16 protein-coding genes, 1 tRNA gene and 1 pseudogene are annotated in these 16,896 nt (G+C 76.4%); 6 read left to right on the forward strand and 12 right to left on the reverse strand.

From position 1 onward, the window contains the following. Positions 1–82 precede the first annotated feature (82 nt). Positions 83–178: transfer RNA gene (locus ABQ292_RS22435), tRNA-OTHER, on the reverse strand. Between the two features lie 23 nt (positions 179–201). On the opposite strand from ABQ292_RS22435, the gene selD reads away from it, so the two are divergent. From selD to ABQ292_RS22460, 5 genes are all read left to right on the forward strand, one after another. Continuing rightward, complete coding sequence (selD, locus tag ABQ292_RS22440; RefSeq protein ID WP_369209931.1) at positions 202–1,254, forward strand: selenide, water dikinase SelD; 1,053 nt, start codon at positions 202–204, stop codon at positions 1,252–1,254. A gap of 10 nt (positions 1,255–1,264) precedes the next feature. Beyond that, positions 1,265–2,230 carry a zinc-binding dehydrogenase gene (locus ABQ292_RS22445; RefSeq protein ID WP_369209932.1) on the forward strand — a complete coding sequence of 322 codons (966 nt, stop codon included), beginning with the start codon at positions 1,265–1,267 and terminating at the stop codon, positions 2,228–2,230. A 19-nt stretch (positions 2,231–2,249) separates the two neighbouring features. Then, positions 2,250–2,558: a hypothetical protein gene (locus ABQ292_RS22450; RefSeq protein ID WP_369209933.1), complete on the forward strand. Its 309-nt coding sequence runs from the start codon at positions 2,250–2,252 to the stop codon at positions 2,556–2,558. An 81-nt stretch (positions 2,559–2,639) separates the two neighbouring features. Then, complete coding sequence (locus ABQ292_RS22455; RefSeq protein WP_369209934.1) at positions 2,640–2,873, forward strand: helix-turn-helix domain-containing protein; 234 nt, start codon at positions 2,640–2,642, stop codon at positions 2,871–2,873. A gap of 3 nt (positions 2,874–2,876) precedes the next feature. Continuing rightward, on the forward strand, positions 2,877–3,419 hold the full coding sequence (locus ABQ292_RS22460; protein ID WP_369209935.1) for a Clp protease N-terminal domain-containing protein: 543 nt from the start codon (positions 2,877–2,879) through the stop codon (positions 3,417–3,419). A 69-nt stretch (positions 3,420–3,488) separates the two neighbouring features. On the opposite strand, the gene ABQ292_RS22465 is transcribed toward ABQ292_RS22460, so the two are convergent. The 4 genes from ABQ292_RS22465 to lepA all read right to left on the reverse strand — a co-directional run bounded on the left by ABQ292_RS22465 (position 3,489) and on the right by lepA (position 8,533). Continuing rightward, entirely contained in the window at positions 3,489–5,270 is a 1,782-nt protein-coding gene (locus tag ABQ292_RS22465) for an MFS transporter (protein ID WP_369209936.1), read from the reverse strand. Then, the gene (locus tag ABQ292_RS22470) at positions 5,239–5,940 is read right to left on the reverse strand and encodes an LppX_LprAFG lipoprotein (RefSeq protein WP_369209937.1); all 702 of its coding nucleotides are present in this window, start codon (positions 5,938–5,940) and stop codon (positions 5,239–5,241) included. The genes ABQ292_RS22465 and ABQ292_RS22470 overlap by 32 nt, the downstream gene beginning before the upstream one ends. Before the next feature lie 62 nt (positions 5,941–6,002). Then, the gene (locus ABQ292_RS22475) at positions 6,003–6,692 is read right to left on the reverse strand and encodes an MOSC domain-containing protein (protein WP_369209938.1); all 690 of its coding nucleotides are present in this window, start codon (positions 6,690–6,692) and stop codon (positions 6,003–6,005) included. Continuing rightward, complete coding sequence (gene lepA, locus ABQ292_RS22480; RefSeq protein WP_369209939.1) at positions 6,689–8,533, reverse strand: translation elongation factor 4; 1,845 nt, start codon at positions 8,531–8,533, stop codon at positions 6,689–6,691. The genes ABQ292_RS22475 and lepA overlap by 4 nt, the downstream gene beginning before the upstream one ends. 207 nt (positions 8,534–8,740) lie before the next feature. Between lepA and rpsT the strand changes: the two genes are divergently transcribed. Then, positions 8,741–9,001, forward strand: a complete 261-nt coding sequence (rpsT, locus tag ABQ292_RS22485) for a 30S ribosomal protein S20 (RefSeq protein ID WP_369209940.1) — start codon at positions 8,741–8,743, stop codon at positions 8,999–9,001. A gap of 144 nt (positions 9,002–9,145) precedes the next feature. On the opposite strand, the gene holA is transcribed toward rpsT, so the two are convergent. From holA to nadD, 7 genes and pseudogenes are all read right to left on the reverse strand, one after another. Beyond that, positions 9,146–10,150, reverse strand: coding sequence for a DNA polymerase III subunit delta (gene holA, locus ABQ292_RS22490; RefSeq protein WP_369209941.1), 1,005 nt, complete (start codon positions 10,148–10,150; stop codon positions 9,146–9,148). A gap of 355 nt (positions 10,151–10,505) precedes the next feature. Beyond that, positions 10,506–12,620: pseudogene (locus ABQ292_RS22495) on the reverse strand (ComEC/Rec2 family competence protein); the annotation flags it as partial. Next, entirely contained in the window at positions 12,617–13,564 is a 948-nt protein-coding gene (locus ABQ292_RS22500; protein WP_369209942.1) for a ComEA family DNA-binding protein, read from the reverse strand. The gene ABQ292_RS22500 and the pseudogene ABQ292_RS22495, both read right to left, overlap by 4 nt. Positions 13,565–13,702: 138 nt before the next feature. Next, positions 13,703–14,644 (reverse strand): DegV family protein, encoded by a 942-nt coding sequence (locus ABQ292_RS22505; RefSeq protein WP_369209943.1) that lies wholly within the window; start codon positions 14,642–14,644, stop codon positions 13,703–13,705. 68 nt (positions 14,645–14,712) lie between these two features. Beyond that, entirely contained in the window at positions 14,713–15,483 is a 771-nt protein-coding gene (locus ABQ292_RS22510) for a histidine phosphatase family protein (protein WP_369209944.1), read from the reverse strand. Beyond that, complete coding sequence (gene rsfS / locus ABQ292_RS22515; protein ID WP_369209945.1) at positions 15,480–16,088, reverse strand: ribosome silencing factor; 609 nt, start codon at positions 16,086–16,088, stop codon at positions 15,480–15,482. The genes ABQ292_RS22510 and rsfS overlap by 4 nt, the downstream gene beginning before the upstream one ends. Beyond that, positions 16,085–16,801, reverse strand: a complete 717-nt coding sequence (nadD, locus tag ABQ292_RS22520; protein ID WP_369209946.1) for a nicotinate-nucleotide adenylyltransferase — start codon at positions 16,799–16,801, stop codon at positions 16,085–16,087. Before nadD ends, rsfS begins: the two co-directional genes overlap by 4 nt. Positions 16,802–16,896 lie beyond the last annotated feature (95 nt).

The following is a 16,896-nucleotide window of genomic DNA, read 5'->3' on the forward strand; positions in this document are numbered from 1 at the left end:
CGGGGCCCCCCCCCCCGCGCGGGGGGGGGGGGGGGGGCCGCCGGCGCGCGGGGCGGGGGCCCCCGCCCCCCCGTCGGGGGGCTGGCGGAGGCGGACGGGAATCGAACCCGCCTGACCGAGCTGCTCGGCCACGTCGGCTTTAGAGGCCGCGGGGGCCACCAGGCACCCTGACGCCTCCGCCGGCCAGCCTACGGTGGGCCCGTGACGAGCGCGCCCGCACGGATCCGGCTCACCCAGTACGCGCACGGCGGCGGCTGCGCCTGCAAGATCCCGCCCGGCGAGCTCGAGGCCGTCGTCGCCGGGCTCACCGGCACCGGCCCGGCCGACCCGGCCGCCGAGCTGGTCGTCGGGCTCGACGACGGCGACGACGCGGCCGTCGTCCGCCTCCCCGGCGGGCAGGGGCTGGTGCTGACCACCGACTTCTTCACCCCGGTCGTTGACGACGCGCACACCTTCGGCCGGATCGCCGCGGCCAACGCGCTCTCCGACGTCTACGCCATGGGCGGCACCCCGGTGGTCGCGGTCAACCTGCTCGGCTGGCCCCGCGACGTGCTGCCCGCCGAGCTCGCCGCCGAGGTGCTGCGCGGCGGGCTGGAGGTCGCCCAGGCGGCCGGCTGCCACGTCGGCGGCGGCCACTCCATCGACGACCCCGAGCCCAAGTACGGGATGGCGGTGACCGGGGTGGTCGACGTGGACCGGCTCATCCGCAACGACGCCGCCGCCGCCGGGACACCGCTGTCGCTGACCAAGCCGCTGGGCGTCGGCGTCCTCAACAGCCGCATGAAGGCGACCGGCGAGGTCAGCGAGGAGGCGGTGGCCTCGATGACCGCGCTCAACCGGGACGCCGGCCGGGCCGCGGTCGCCGCGGGCATCCGCGCCGGCACCGACGTCACCGGCTTCGGCCTGCTCGGCCACCTCTACAAGATGGCGCGGGCCAGCGGGGTCACCGCGGTGGTCGACGCCGCCGCCGTCCCCTACCTGACCGGGGCGTGGCAGGCGCTGGCCGACGGCTTCGTCTCCGGGGGCACGCGGCGCAACCTCGACTGGGTGCGCCCGCACACCGACCTGTCGGCCGTCTCCGAGGACGAGGCGCTGCTGCTGGCCGACGCGCAGACCTCCGGCGGGCTGCTGCTGGCCGGGGAGGTCCCCGGCGCTCCCGTGATCGGCGAGTTCGTGCCGCGCCAGGACGCCGTCGTCGTCGTCCGCCAGCGGTCCGGCGGGCGCGCTGTCGCCCAGCGGACGGCGGTGTCCTAACGTCCGGCGCATGCGCGCCGTCTTCGTGTCCTCGCCCTCGCCCGACGACCCGCTCTCCGTCCTGGAGGTCGGCGACCGTCCCGAGCCGGAGGTGCCCGACGGCTGGACGACGGTGCAGGTCAAGGCCGTCTCGCTCAACCACCACGACCTGTTCAGCCTGCGCGGCATCGGCCTGCCGCAGGAGCGCATGCCGATGATCCTGGGCACCGACGCGGCCGGGCTCGACGAGCACGGCAACGAGGTCGTCGTCCACGGCGTCGTCGCGACCCCCGAGTGGACCGGCGACGAGACGCTCGACCCCAAGCGGACGCTCTTCTCCGAGCTGCACCAGGGCACGATGGCCGAGCGCGTCGCCGTCCCCCGGCGCAACGTGCTGCCCAAGCCGGCCGAGCTGTCCCTCGCCGAGGCCGCGTGCCTGCCGACCGCCTGGCTGACCGCCTACCGGATGCTCTTCGTGAAGTCCGGGCTGCGGCCCGGGCACACCGTGCTGGTGCAGGGCGCCAGCGGCGGCGTCGCCACCGCGCTGATCGTGCTCGGCAGGGCGGCGGGGTTCCGGGTGTGGGTGACCGGCCGCAGCGAGGAGAAGCGCCAGGGGGCGCTCGACCTCGGCGCCGAGCAGGCGTTCGAGACCGGCGCCCGGCTGCCCGAGCGGGTGGACGGCGTCATGGAGACCGTCGGCGAGGCGACCTGGAGCCACAGCGTCAAGTCGCTCAGGCCTGGCGGCGTCATCGTCACCTCCGGCGCGACCACCGGCTTCAACCCCGGCGCCGAGCTGAACCGGGTCTTCTTCACCCAGCTGTCGGTCATCGGCTCGACGATGGGCACCCGCGACGAGCTCGAGGCGCTGATGCGGATGTGCGCGGCCACTGGCGTCCGCCCGGTCATCGACGTCGAGCTGCCGCTGGAGCAGGCCAGCGAGGGCTTCGCGCGGATGCTCGAGGGCCGCACCGCCGGGAAGATCGTCTTCACCCTCTGACCCCCCGGAGGTGAGCGCCGTGATCGCACGGATGTGGCGCGGCTGGGTCCGCACCGAGGACCGCGACGCCTACGTCGAGTACATCGAGGCCACCGGCATGGCGGAGTACCGGCGGACGCCCGGCAACCAGGGCGCGCACATGCTGACCCGCGATCTCGGCGACGGCCGCACCGAGGTCGTGACGCTCAGCTTCTGGGCGTCGCGCGACGCGGTCTCCGGGTTCGCCGGCGAGGACGTCTCCCGCGCGGTCTTCTACCCCGAGGACGACCGGTACCTGGTCGACCGGGAGGTCACCGTGAGCCACTACGAGGTGTACGGCCAGGGCTGAGGGTGCGCCCACCCGGCGGGGCGCCCGCCCGCGTGTCAATTCCGGTTGACATCGACTGCAGAGCAACTTAGGTTGACAGGCATGGCGGACACAGCGCAGACGGCGACGGCCGCCGGCAGCCGGGATCCCGCGGTCGGCCTGGAGGCCGTGCGTTCCCTCCGGGTCCTCGTCGAGCGGCTGGAGGCGCTCCAGGTGAGCAACGCGCGCGACCAGGGCTGGACGTGGGAGCAGATCGCCCAGCTCCTGGGCGTGACCCGGCAGGCGGTGCACAAGAAGTACGCGAGCGGTCGCGGGCCGCTCCGGCGGAAGGACTGAGCCGTGTTCGAACGCTTCACCGAGGAGGCGCGCGAGACGGTCATCGGCGCCCAGGTCGAGGCACGGCAGCTGCGCGACGAGCGCGTCGGCACCGAGCACCTGCTCCTCGCCCTGCTGGCCCAGGACACACCGAGCACCGCCGTCCTGTCCCGGTACGGACTGACGCACGACTCCGTCGCGGAGACGCTCCGGGGGTACCGCAGCCCTGCCGACGACCTGGACGCCGACGCGCTCACCACGCTCGGCATCGACCTGGACGCCGTCCGGGACCGGGTCGAGGCGACCTTCGGGCCCGGTGCCCTGGACGGCGAGCCGGGCCGCCGGGCCGCGGGCCCGGCTCACGTCCCGTTCAGCCCGCGCGCCAGGAAGGTCCTCGAGCTGTCGTTGCGGGAGGCCCTGGCGATGAGGTCGAGGACCATCCGCGACGGGCACATCGCGCTCGGGCTGCTGCGCGAGGGCCAGGGGTTGGCGATGAAGGCCCTGCACGACCGCGGCGTCGACCTCGTCGAGCTGCGCCGGGACCTCACGGCCGCACTCGCGCCCTGACGACGACCTCGTGGGCGGACGGCGGCGCCCGGACCGGGCGACCGTCGTCGCCGGTCCGCCCGGGCCCGTTCAGCCGTCGGCGGGCGGGCGGGGACCGGCCGTCGTCCGCCCCCGGCCCTCGCGCAGCAGCAGGACCGCGGCCACGGCGGCCGACCCCGCCGCGACCGCGGCGCCGGCGAAGACGGTGTGCAGCTGCGTCAGCAGAGCCTGGTCCAGGGCCGCCGAGTGGGCCGGGCAGTCGGCCGGCGACGCCGGGCACAGGGTCAGCGGTGACCCGATCGCCGCGACCTCCGCGGTGAACCGCCGCAGCGCGACGGCGGTCAGCAGCGAGAGCCCGACCAGCATGCCGACGGTGCGGGCGACGACGGCCAGGGCGCTGGCGCTGCCGTGCACCGCGGGACTGGTGATCGCCAGCAGCACCGCGTTGACCGGCGCGATCGCCAGGCCGAAGCCCAGCCCCGCGGCGAGCAGCACGACGGTCGACCACGCGCCGTCGAGCGACCGCTCGCCCCAGCCGGTCATCGCCCAGAGCGCGAGGGCGGCCAGCGTCATCCCCCCGGCCGCGACCCACCGCGGTGGCACGACCCGGCACAGCCAGCCGCCGGCCACCGCGCCCACCGGCACCGCCACGAGCAGTCGCAGCAGCACCAGCGCCGCGCCGAGCTGGTCGCCCGGCGTCGTCGTCGCACGGGCGAACAGCGGGACGTCGACCAGCGCGGCCACCAGCGCCGCCCCGACCAGCAGGTTGACCAGCAGCGCGCCCCACGCGCCGACCGGGCGCAGCGCGCGCAGCGGCAGCACCGGGTCGGGCGTGCGCCGCTCGTGCAGCCAGAAGCCGACGGCGGCCAGCGCGGCCACCGGGAGCAGCACCGGACCGTGTGCGACGACCTCGGTGGCCGGGTCGGCCGCGGCGAACGCCCAGACCAGGGCGCCGAGCGCGACGACGGCCAGCAGCGAGCCCGGCACGTCGACCTCCCGGACCAGCCGAGGCAGCCCGCGCAGCGGCAGCACCGCACCGTCGGGGTGGCTCACGCCGCGCGCGACCAGGGCGAGACCCGCGACGACGGCGACGAGCACCAGCGGCGTCGACGCCGCGACGCCGTCGGCCAGCGGCACCCACGCCAGGCCGAGCGTGACGTCCTCGGCCAGCACCGGGGGCTCGGCCAGCTGCAGCCCGGCGGCGGCGCCGGTGACCGGCAGCAGCGCCAGGCCGATCGGGTCGGGCCGCCGGTCGCGGCCGGTGAGCACGACACCGGCGGCCAGGCCCAGGCCGAGCAGCAGGTTGAGCCAGAAGACCGCGCGCCAGTCGGCGACGGCGAGCACCGCCGCCCCGGCGAGCGGGCCGAGCACCGCGCCGGCCTCCTGCACCGCGCCGACGACGCCGAGCGGCACCGCGCGGCGCTCCGGCGGCCACCGGTCGGCGACCAGCGCCAGCGTGGCCGGCACCAGCCCACCGGCGCCCACGCCCTGCAGGCCGCGGCCGGCGACGGCGAGGCCGAGGCCGGTCGCCGTCGCGGTCAGCAGGGAGCCGACGGCGAACAGCAGCAGGCACCCGGCCAGCACCGGCACCCGGCCACGCAGGTCGGCCAGCCGGCCGAGCAGCGGCAGCGTGGCGGTGTAGCCGAGCAGGAAGCCGCCGATGATCGGCGCCGCCCGCTGCAGCTCGTCGATGCCGACGCCGACCCCGGTGAGGATGTCGGGCAGCGCGAGGACGACGACGTAGGTGTCGGCCGCGGTGACCAGGACGGCCAGCGTGGCGAGCACGACCAGCGGCAGCCCGGGGACCGCGCGCGGGGCGGGGGCCTCGGCGGCGGCCGGCTCAGCCGGCAGGGGGTGCGGTGATCTCGACATCGGCGCCGAAGTCGCTGAGCTCGATGGTGAAGGTGGCGTCCTGGCCCGCGGTGTGGAAGGGGCCGGTCAGCTCGGCGCGGCGCAGCTCGCCGCTGTCGGTGGCCACGGAGAAGCGGGCCTGCACCGGCTGGCTCGGGTCCTCGCTGGTGAGCACCTGCTCGACCAGCTCGCCGGGCAGCTCGGCGGTCACCTCGCGCACCACCTCGCCGTCGACCCGGCGCTCCTCCCCCAGCTCGGCGGAGCCGGCGTCGGCGAGCAGCCGGGAGATGCCGGTCTCCGGGTCGAGCAGGGCGCCGGGGTCGCCGAAGCCGAACTGGGCGGGGTCGACGATGCTGTAGCCGGTGGTGAACGGCAGCTGGGCGTGGACGGTGCCGTCGACCGAGACGACGGCCAGGTCGAGCGCGGAGCCCGCGGCGAGCACCTGCAGGGTGCCCTGGAACGACGCGGGCCGGGCGACGTCGCCCTCGCCGCCGACCAGCGCGGTGCCGGTGGTGGGCGCGCCCTCGCTGGTGAGCACGAAGTGCAGGCTGCTGGCCTCGTCGAGCGTCGTCCTGGCCCGCGACAGCAGCTGGTCGGCGGTCTCCTCCGGCTCGCCTCCACCGCAGCCGGCCACCAGCGGCACGGCGATCAGCACCCCGGTGACGAACCCGGCGGCGCGGCGCAGCAGCATCGACTCCCCTCCCGCTCGCACCGGTGTACCCGGCGCGGCGCGACGGTAGCGCGCCCGGTGGGTCACGCCGGGGTGGCGACCCCCGGACGGGTGCGCGCCGCTCCCCGTTCCGTCGCGCGGGCGATGCGCTCGGCGATCTTCGGCTGGTCCTTGACCGGGAGGTGCGCCAGGGCAGGGGCGATCTCGGCGATCCGGTACCGCTGGGTCGTGGTGGCCCGGAACAGCCGGCCGGTGGTGACGCCGTGGCCGGGACGCTCGACCACCTCGACGCGGTCGCCGGCGCCGACGTCGCCGGTCTCGAGCACGCGCAGGTAGGCCCCGGTAGCGCCGTGCGCGGTGAACCGCTTGACCAGCTGCGGCACGCTCCAGAAGCGCTCGAAGTTGCGGCACGGGATACGGCAGGCGGTCACCTCGAACAGTGCCGTCCCGACCCGCCACCGCTCGCCGAGGACGGCGCCGGTGAGGTCGAGCCCCGTCGTCCGGAGGTTCTCGCCGAACCGGCCGGGCGGCAGCTCGCGGTCGAGCTCGGCGGCCCACCAGTCGGCGTCCTCCTGGGCGTAGGCGTAGACCGCCTGGCCCTCGCCGCCGTGGTACTTGCGGTTGACCTGCACGTCGCCGTCCAGGCCCAGCTCGCCGACGGCGACCCGGCCGGGGACCGGCTTCTTGTCGATGCCGCTGCGGTCCGGACGGCGGTCGGGCAGGGGCAGGAGGTCGGGACCGGAGACGCAGACCGCGAGGAGCCGGCCGGTCACTTCTTGCTGGCGGTCGACTCGTTGGTGGACAGCGCGGCGACGAACGCCTCCTGGGGGACCTCGACGCGGCCGACCATCTTCATCCGCTTCTTGCCCTCCTTCTGCTTCTCCAGCAGCTTGCGCTTGCGGGTGATGTCACCGCCGTAGCACTTGGCCAGCACGTCCTTGCGGATGGCGCGGACGGTCTCGCGGGCGATGACCCGGGAGCCGACGGCGGCCTGGATGGGCACCTCGAACTGCTGGCGCGGGATGAGCTCGCGCAGCTTGCCGGCCATCATCACGCCGTAGCTGTAGGCCTTGTCCTTGTGCACGATCGCGCTGAACGCGTCGACGGCCTCGCCCTGCAGCAGGATGTCCACCTTGACCAGCGCGGACTCCTGCTCGCCGGCCTCGGAGTAGTCGAGGCTGGCGTAGCCGCGGGTGCGCGACTTCAGCGCGTCGAAGAAGTCGAAGATGATCTCGCCGAGCGGCAGCGTGTAGCGCAGCTCGACGCGGGACTCGCTCAGGTAGTCCATGCCGGCGAGCTGGCCGCGCCGGCTCTGGCACAGCTCCATGATCGCGCCGGTGTACTCGGTGGGGGCGATGACCGTGGCGTTGACGACCGGCTCGAAGACCTTGTCGATCTTGCCCATCGGCCAGTCGCTCGGGTTGGTCACCGTGATCTCGGAGCCGTCCTCCATGACCACCCGGTAGACGACGTTCGGCGCGGTGGAGATCAGGCTGATGCCGGCCTCGCGCTCCAGCCGCTCGCGGACGATCTCCAGGTGCAGCAGGCCGAGGAAGCCGACGCGGAAGCCGAAGCCCAGTGCCGCGGAGGTCTCCGGCTCGTAGGTCAGCGCCGCGTCGTTGAGCAGCAGCTTGTCCAGGGCCTCGCGCAGCAGCGGGTACTCGCTGCCGTCGATCGGGTAGAGGCCGGAGTAGACCATCGGCTTGGGGTCGCTGTACCCGCCGATCGGCTCGGCGGCCGGCTTGTGCTGCAGCGTGACCGTGTCCCCGACGCGGGACTGGCGGACGTCCTTCACGCCGGTGATGAAGTAGCCGACCTCGCCGACGCCGAGGCCCGCGACCGGCTTGGGCTCCGGGGAGATGACGCCGATCTCGAGCAGCTCGTGGACGGCGCCGGTCGACATCATCTTGATGCGCTCGCGGCTGGAGATCCGCCCGTCGACGACGCGGACGTAGGTGATGACGCCGCGGTAGATGTCGTAGACCGAGTCGAAGATCATCGCCCGGGCGGGGGCCTCGGCCTCGCCCACCGGGGCGGGGACCTGCGCCACGATCTGGTCGAGCAGCTCGGGCACGCCCTCGCCGGTCTTGCCGCTGACCCGCAGGACGTCGGCGGGGTCGCAGCCGATGATGTGCGCGATCTCGGCGGCGTACCGCTCCGGCTGGGCGGCCGGCAGGTCGATCTTGTTGAGGACCGGGATGATCGTGAGGTCGTTCTCCAGGGCCAGGTAGAGGTTGGCCAGCGTCTGCGCCTCGATGCCCTGCGCGGCGTCGACCAGGAGGACCGCGCCCTCGCAGGCCGCCAGCGACCGGGACACCTCGTAGGTGAAGTCGACGTGGCCCGGGGTGTCGATCATGTCGAGCACGTACTCGTCGCCGGCCGCCTCGCCCGTCCGCGGGGTCCAGGGCAGGCGGACGTTCTGCGCCTTGATCGTGATGCCGCGCTCGCGCTCGATGTCCATGCGGTCGAGGTACTGCGCGCGCATCTGCCGTGCCTCGATGATCCCGGTGACCTCGAGCATCCGGTCGGCCAGCGTCGACTTGCCGTGGTCGATGTGGGCGATGATGCAGAAGTTCCGGATCCGGGCGGGATCGGTGGCAGCGGGAGTCGTCACAGTGCCGCCATGGTCCCACGGCGGGACGCGGCTGCGGAGGACCGTGCCGAGGGCCGGGTCCGGCTCCCCCGCGCGTTCCCGGCCGGCCGACCGCCCGGTTGGGGTGCCGCAGCGCGCGCTGGTAGCCTGGCAGGCCGGTCCGCTGACGCACGCCGTCCGGACGCACCGACAGACCATTTCCCTCCTGCGAGACACCGAGGCTCACGCGTGGCGAACATCAAGTCCCAGATCAAGCGGAACAAGACGAACGAGAAGGCGCGCCAGCGCAACGTCGCCGTCAAGTCCGCCCTGAAGACGGCCGTCCGCCGCTTCCGCGAGGCCGCCGCCTCCGGGGACACCGCGGCCGCGACGACGGCCATGGCGCACGCCACCAAGGCGCTCGACAAGGCCGCGAGCAAGGGCATCATCCACAAGAACCAGGCCGCGAACCGCAAGTCGGGCATGGCCAAGCAGCTGACCAGCATCTGAGCTGCACCCTGCGCTCCCGGCGAGCCCCGTCCCCGTGAGGGACGGGGCTCGCTGCGTTCCGGGCCGGTCCGGCGACCGGCGCGGGGCGGGGCGGGGCGGCTCGGCGACCGGCGCGGGGCGGCTCAGCGACCGGCGCGGGGCGGCTCAGCGACCGGCGCGGGTGCGGGCGGCGCGGCCGGTGACCGCACGGATGGCGACGATGCGCCGGACCGCCCGCTCCAGCGCGTAGTCGGGGCTGGCCGCCACGCCCTTCACGTCGGCGTTGAGCTCGGCGGCGACGCCGATCGCCTGCTGCAGCCCGTCGATGCTCCAGCCGCGGGCCTGCGACTGGGCCTTCTTCACCTTCCACGGCGGCAGCTTCAGCGCGCGGGCCAGGTCCCCGGTGTTGTTCGTGTCGAGCGAGGTGACCCGCGCGGCGGTGCGGATGCCGTCGGCGATGGCGTCGGCGATGAGCACGTGCGCGACCCCACGGTCCAGCGCCCAGCGCAGCATCTCCAGTGAGCCCTTCCCGTCGCCCACCAGGACCCGCTCGGCGACGGTGAAGCCGGTGACCTCGGCCTGGCCGCGGTGGAAGCGGGCGACGGCCTCGTCGTCGATGACGCCGCCGAAGTCCGCGACCAGCTGGGTGGCCGCTGACGCCAGGGCCCGCAGGTCGGCACCCACCGCGTCGACGAGGGCGGTGACCGCTTCCGGGGTGATCCGCCCGCCGGCTCCGCGCACCTCGTTGCGGACGAAGGCCGCCCGGTCCCCGGGCGAGGAGATCTTGGCGCACTCGTCGACGGCGGCACCCGCGGCGGTGAGGGTCTTGATCAGGGCCTCGTTGCGCTTCCCGCCGTGGTGGACGACGACCAGGGTCAGCTCCGGGTCGGGGTCCTTCACGTAGCTGGTCAGCGCGTCGACCAGCGCGCCGGCCGCCTCCTGGACGCCGGTGACGACGACGAGCCGGTGCCCGCCGAACAGCGAGGGCGCCAGGACGTCGGCGAGGTGCCCGACGGGTAGCCCGAGGGCGGCCAGCTCGTGCAGCTCGGCGTCGGGGTGGCGCTGGAGGACCGCGGTCCGCACGGCGGCCACCGCGCGGGAGCGCAGCAGCTCCTCCTCGCCGACGACGGCCCGCAGCCGGGAGGTCGGTGCCGGGGGTGCCGCTGCCACGGGCCGATGGTGTCACGGCGGGGTGACGGGACGGCCGCGCTCCCGGGCGGCGCGCGGCGGCGCCCCGGCCGACGCCGCCCGGGGTCCCCTCGGCGGGCGGTCCACTCCCCTCGGCCGGAGGTCCGGCCGCGGCGTCGCGCGGGCGGCCCCGGACCGCGGTGCCCCAGTTCCCGGCCGACCCCACGACGGCGAGGTCGCCCTCCCGGTCGGTGCGGTGCACCCGCATGCCCGCCTGGGCCAGCCAGGACAGCAACCGCGGCGCGGGGTGCCCGTAGGTGTTGTCCGCACCGACCGAGACGAACGCCACCCGGGCTCCGGAGGCCTCGAGGAAGGCCGGGTCGGCGTCGGCGCTGCCGTGGTGCGGGACCTTGAGGACGTCGGCGCGCAGGTCGACCCCGCGGGCGAGGACCCGCGCCTCGGCCGCCGCGCTCAGGTCCCCGGTGAGCAGCACCCGCACACCGCGCTGGATGACCCGCACGACCAGCGACAGGTCGTTGGCCGCCGCGGCCGCGGTGGCGATCTCCGGCGGTGGCGCGAGGACCTCCAGCTGTGCGGTCCCGACGACCCGCCGGTCCCCCGGCCGCAGCACCTCGCGCCGGGCGCCGGCCCGGTCGGCGGCCGCGTCCAGCCGGGGCGCCCGCTCGTCGGCCGGTGACAGGGCGCCGGTCGCGACCACGCCCACCTCCCTGCCGTCGAGGGCGCCGGCCAGCCCGCCGGCGTGGTCGGCGTCCAGGTGCGACAGCAGCACCAGCGGCAGCCGGTCGACGCCCAGCCGGTCGAGGCAGCGGTCGACCGGGCCGACCTCGGGTCCGGCGTCGACCAGCACCGCCTCCCCCGGTCCGGTGGGCACCACCAGGGCGTCGCCCTGGCCGACGTCGCAGGCGACCAGGACGGCCTGCGCCGGCGGCCAGCCGTCGGCCACCTGGCGCAGCGGCCAGCCGATCACCAGCAGCCCGACGAGGGCGGCCAGCGCGAGGACCCGCAGCCGCCGGTGGCGCCACAGCAGCAGCCCGACGGCCAGGAGGAGGGCGGTGAGCAGCAGCGCGCCGCGGGTGCCGGCGGGCCAGCCGGTCGCGCCGTCGGGCAGGGCGGCGGCCGAGCGGGCCACCGCGACCAGCCAGCGCACCGGCCAGCCGGCCAGCCACACGAGGGCGTCCCCGGCCGGCGGCAGGAGCGGACCGAGGAGGGTCCCGAGCAGCCCGAGCACCGTCGCCGGCGCCACCGCCGGGGCGGCGAGCAGGTTGGCCGGGAGCGAGACCGGGCTGACCAGACCGGACAGGCCGGCGACCAGCGGTGCGGTGGCCAGGCCGGCGGCCGCGGCCACGGCGACCGCGTCGGCGAGCGTGCGGGGCCAGCGCCGCGCCTGCAGGCGAGCCGACCAGCCGGGCGCGAGCAGCACGATGGCAGCCGTCGCGACGACCGACAGGGCGAAGCCGGCGTCCCGGGCGAGGCCGGGATCGAGCAGCAGCAGGACGACCACCGACGCGCACAGCGCCGGCACCGCCGCCCGCGTGCGGCCCGACGCCAGGGCCAGCAGCGTCACCGCGCCCATCGCCGCCGCCCGCACGACGCTCGGCTCGGGCCGGGCGAGCACCACGAAGCCGGCCAGCGCGGCCACCGCGACGACGGCCTGCACCCGGCGGTCGACCGCCCGGCGCCGCAGCGGCGCCAGCACCCCGGTGAGGACGATCGCCACGTTGGCGCCCGACACGGCCGTGAGGTGTCCCAGGCCGGCACGGCGGAAGTCCTCCTCGAGGACCGGGTCCATCGCCCTCGTGTCCCCCACCACCAGCCCGGGCAGGAGCCCGCCGGCCGGGCCGCCGACGACGCGCGCGGCCGAGCCGGCCAGTCCGTCGCGCAGACCGTCGGCCGCGCGGTGGACCCACGGCGGTGACCCGAGCGGCTCCGGCGGACCCCGCGCCGACAGGCGGGCGACGACCTCCTCGCTCGCCGGGACCGCGGAGACGGCGGCCCGGGTCCGGACCGACTGCCCGGGCACGACGGCGTCCCAGTCCTCGGCCGCCGCGAAGACCACCGCCCCGGCGGTCAGGTCGACGGCGCGCGTCCCGTCGTCGATGCCCGTGACGGTGGCGTCCAGCACGACGCGCGGTGGTCCTGTCCCGCGGAGGCGCCGCGGGTCGCCGTCGACCTCGAGGACGACCTCGACGGTGCGGCCGGCGGCGACCTCGGCCAGCGGGGAGGCGGCCCGGGCGGCGCTCCGGACGGCCGTCACGGTCGCGGTGGTGGCGAGCGCGGCCAGCACCGCCAGCAGCACGAGCGCCGCGCCCCGGTGCCGGTGCCCTCGCGCTGCCGCGGCGAGGACGGCGGCGAGCACGGCCGCGCCCGCCAGACCGGCCAGCGCCGCCGGCGGGAGCACCCCGCCGGCCAGGGTGACCAGCCAGACGGTGGCGGCGACCGGCACCAGCCGCAGGTCCAGCCACGTCCACCGGTCCTCCGGAGGAGCGCTCACACCCGCACCAGGTCGGCGAGCGCGGCGTAGATGGCCGGCCCGATGCCGGGGACGTCGTCGAGCTGCTCGACGCTGGCGAACCGGCCGTGCTCCGTGCGGTGGTCGACGATGCGCTGGGCGAGCACCGGGCCGATGCCGGGCAGGGCGTCCAGGTCGCCGACGGTCGCCGCGTTGAGGTCGACCGGCCCGCCCGAGGCGCCTCCTCCGCTGGTCCCGGACGCCGGTGCGGCCACCGCACCCGGTACCCCGACGGCGACCTGCTGTCCGTCGGTGACCACCGCGGCGAGGTTGACCGACGCGGGGTCGGCCTCCGGGAGCAGTCCCCCGGCCGCGGCCACGGCGTCGGCCACGCGGGCGCCCTCGGGCAGGGTCACCAGGCCGGGGGTGGCCACCAGCCCGACCACCGAGACGACCACGGTGGCCCGGGCCCCGGACGCCGCACCCACCGCCGGGGACGCCGGAGTCGCACCGTCCGTCGGGGCTGCGCCGTCGGTCGTGGTCGCGGTTGCGGCGTCCGCAGGTGGCGGAGCCGGCTGCACGGTCGGACGGTCGAGCCAGGTCCAGCCGGCGACGGCCAGCGCGGCGACGAGGCCGGCCGCCCACAGTGCCCAGCTCCCCCGGCGCCCCGGGTCGACCCGCACCGTCCGCTCCGGTGCGCGGTGACGGCCCAGGCCGTGCGGCAACCGGTCGCGCGGGTCCTCGCCGGGTGGCTCGTCGTCGTCGCCGTGCTCGTGGTGGTCGTGGTCGTCGTCGCGCGGGTCGTCGTCCTGCTCCGGGATCCCGGCGACCGGACGGCGGAGGAACGCGACGCCCGTCCTGGGCACCTCCTCGGGCTCGTCGTCGGTGGGCAACCAGCCGGAGGACCGGCGGCCCTCGTCGAGCAGGACCCGCAGTCGGGCACGGATGACGTCGGCGTCGTCGTCGCGGCGGGAGGTCAGGCGCACCCGGCGGACGCTAGGCAGCCCCGTCCCACCCGGAGCCGCCACGCGAGGAGCTGTGGACGGCGGCGAGCCCTGTGGACGGTCACGGCCGGTTCCGGCAGCGGGGGACGCAGGCTGGGTGGCGTGTCCTGCGTCCTCCGGTCAGTCCGCCTGCGGCTGCGCGTCCTCGCCCGGCTGCGCGTCCTCGCCGGGCTGCGCGTCCTCGCCCGGCTCGACTGCCGTGGCGGGCGGCCGTGCCGGCGCGGGGGCGACGACGACGCCCACGGCGCCGGGGCCCACGTGCGCACCGATGACCGCGCCGAGCTCGCTGACGTAGAGCTCGCGGATGCCGGGGACGGCCTTCTGCAGCTCGCTGGCCAGGCGCTCCGCGCGCTGGGCGGCCGCGAGGTGGTGCACCGCCACCGAGGCCCCGGGGCCGCCGGCGGCCTCGACCGCGCGCTGGACCAGCCGGGACAGCGCCCGCGCCGACGTGCGGACCCGTTCGAGGGGCACGACCCGGCCGTCTGCCACGTGCAGCACCGGCTTGACCGCGAGCGCGGTGCCCAGCAGGGAGGCGGCCGAGCCGATCCGCCCGCCCCGGCGGAGGTGCTCGAGGGTGTCGACGACGAAGAAGGTGCGGGTCCGGGCCGCGGTGTCGTTCGCGACCGCGGCGACCTCGGCGGCACCGGCGCCGTCGGCCGCGGCACGGGCGGCCGCCAGCACGGCGAAGCCGGTGCCCATGGCCGTCGAGCGGGAGTCGACGACGGTGACCACGTGCTCGCCGACCTGGGCGGCGGCCAGGCGGGCGGCGTCCCAGGTGCCCGACAGCTCCGCGGAGAGGTGGATCGAGACGACCCGGTCGGCGCCCTCGGCCAGCCGGCGGCGGTAGGCGGCCACGAAGTCGCCGGGGGTCGGGCGCGAGGTCGAGACCTTCTGGCCGCGGGTGCTCAGCGCCCGGGCGACGTCCTCCGGGGTGACGTCCTCCCCCTCCCGGCCGGAGTGTCCGGCGAGGACGACGTAGCAGGGCACGACCTCGATGCCGTAGCGCGCCACCACGTCGGGGGGGAGGTAGGCCGTGGAGTCGGTGACCACGGCGACGGACACCAGGGGAGGCTAGCCCGCGCCCGCCGGCCCGACGGCCACGGTGGACGGCGGGGCCTGTGGACCCGGTCTCAGAGCGCGACGTCGGCGTCCTCGGTCGGCGTCGGCGACCCCTCCTCCGGGGTGGCTCCCGCGTCGACCGGCGCCGGGACCGACCGCGGCACCGGACCCTCGACGCCCTGGCCCGCGCCGGCGAGGTCGGCGGGGAGGGCGGCGACGGCGCAGTTGTGCCGCATCAGCCGCCACCGGGTCCCCTGCCGGACCAGCTCGCTCCACCCGCAGTTGACCAGCGGCCCGAACACCCGGCGGTGCTGCGGGCCCAGCTCGAGCAGCGCCTCCACCAGGCGGCCGCCGGTCCCGCCGTGGGTGACCACGACGGCGACCTCGGCCGGCGGCAGGTCCGAGAGCGCCGCGAGGGCCCGTTCGGCGACGGCCGGGGCGTCCTCCCCGCCGCGGCCCTCGACCGGCCGGCCGGCGAGCCAGGCCGCGTACTGCTCGGGATGGCGGGCGGCGACCTCGTCGCGGGTCAGCCCCTCCCAGGCGCCCAGGTGGTGCTCGCGCAGCCGCTCGTCCAGGTGCAGCGGCACCCCGAGCAGCGCGGTGAGCGCCGCCGCGGTCTCGGCGGCCCGGACCAGGTCGCTGGAGACCACGACCGTGGTGTCCGGGTCGAGTCCGCCGGCCACCAGGTGCGGCGCGGTGCGGGCGGCCTGCGCGTGCCCCTCCGCGTCCAGGGGCGGGTCGAGCTGGCCCTGGAAGCGCCCGCTGGCGTTCCACTCGGTCCGCCCGTGGCGCCAGACGACCAGGCGGGGCACCGGCAGGTCGGGCAGGGCCGCAGCCGTCACCGGCCGGTCGCCTCCGGGCCGCCGGCACCGTCCTGCAGCGGGTCGCGCTCCAGCACGTCGTCGTCGGCGAGCTCGTCCTCGGTGACGGGCTCACCCGCGGCCGCGCCGGACACCCCGCGGGACGCCTCGCCGGCCGTCCCGTCGGGATCCGGGCGCAGCGGCACGGGGTCGGCACTGGCGGGGTCGACGTCGTCGGCCGACAGCGTGCCGCCGTCCGCAGCCGCGGGTGCGGCACCGGGCGGAGCGGCGCGGTCGACGAACGGGATGGTCGGGCAGTCCTTCCAGAGCCGCTCGAGGGCGTAGTACGCGCGCTCCTCGGCGTGCTGGACGTGGACGACCACGTCGACGAAGTCCAGCAGCACCCAGCGGGCCTCGGCGACGCCCTCGCGCCGCACGGGCTTGACCCCGTGCCCGCGCAGCCGCTCCTCGACCTCGTCGACGATCGCCTGCACCTGGCGCTCGTTGGGGGCGGCGGCCAGCACGAACGCGTCGGTGATGGCCAGCCGGTCGCTGACGTCGACGATCGAGACGTTGGTGGCGAGCTTGTCGGCGGCGGCCTGGGCGGCGAGCAGCGCGGTCTCCCGCGCCTCGGCGGAGGCGGTCATCGGGGCACCTCCTGGAGGTGGGGGGTCGGTGGGTCGGCGGGGCCGGCGTCGGTCGCCTCGGGCCCCGGCGGGTGGTCGTGGGTGGGCCGGTCCGCGCGGGGTCCGGCCGTGCGGCGGGCGCCCGGCGTCGCGCGGTAGAGCCCCCGCTTCTCGATGTACTGCACCACGCCGTCGGGGACGAGGTACCAGACCGGCATCCCCCGGGCCACGCGCTCCCGGCAGTCGGTGGAGCTGATCGCCAGCGCGGGGATCTCGACCAGGCTGACCGACCCCTCGGGCAGGTGCCCGTCGGCCAGCGTGAACCCGGGCCGGGTGACCCCGACGAAGTGCGCCAGCGCGAGGAACCGGTCGCTGTCGCGCCAGCTGAGGATCTGGGCGAGGGCGTCGGCGCCGGTGATGAAGAACAGCTCGGCGTCGGGGCGCTGGGCGTGCAGCTCGGTCAGGGTGTCGATGGTGTACGTCGGGCCCTCGCGGTCGACGTCGACCCGGCTGACGGAGAACCGCGGGTTGGAGGCGGTGGCGATGACGGTCATGAGGTAGCGGTCCTCGGCGGGGCTGACCTCGCGCTCGGTCTTCTGCCACGGCTGACCGGTGGGCACGAACACGACCTCGTCGAGACCGAACAGCCCGGCGACCTCGCTGGCCGCCACCAGGTGCCCGTGGTGGATGGGGTCGAACGTCCCACCCATCACACCGATCCGGCTGCCAGCCACCGATCGAGCCTAACCGTGCGGGGAGGGCCGGGCCCGCGAGGTCTCGTCCGGGCAGGTCCGAGCCGGACGAGCGGCACGCGTCCGGTGCGGCGGGC

This window comes from Geodermatophilus maliterrae (assembly GCF_041018925.1).
Classification (GTDB): domain Bacteria; phylum Actinomycetota; class Actinomycetes; order Mycobacteriales; family Geodermatophilaceae; genus Geodermatophilus; species Geodermatophilus maliterrae.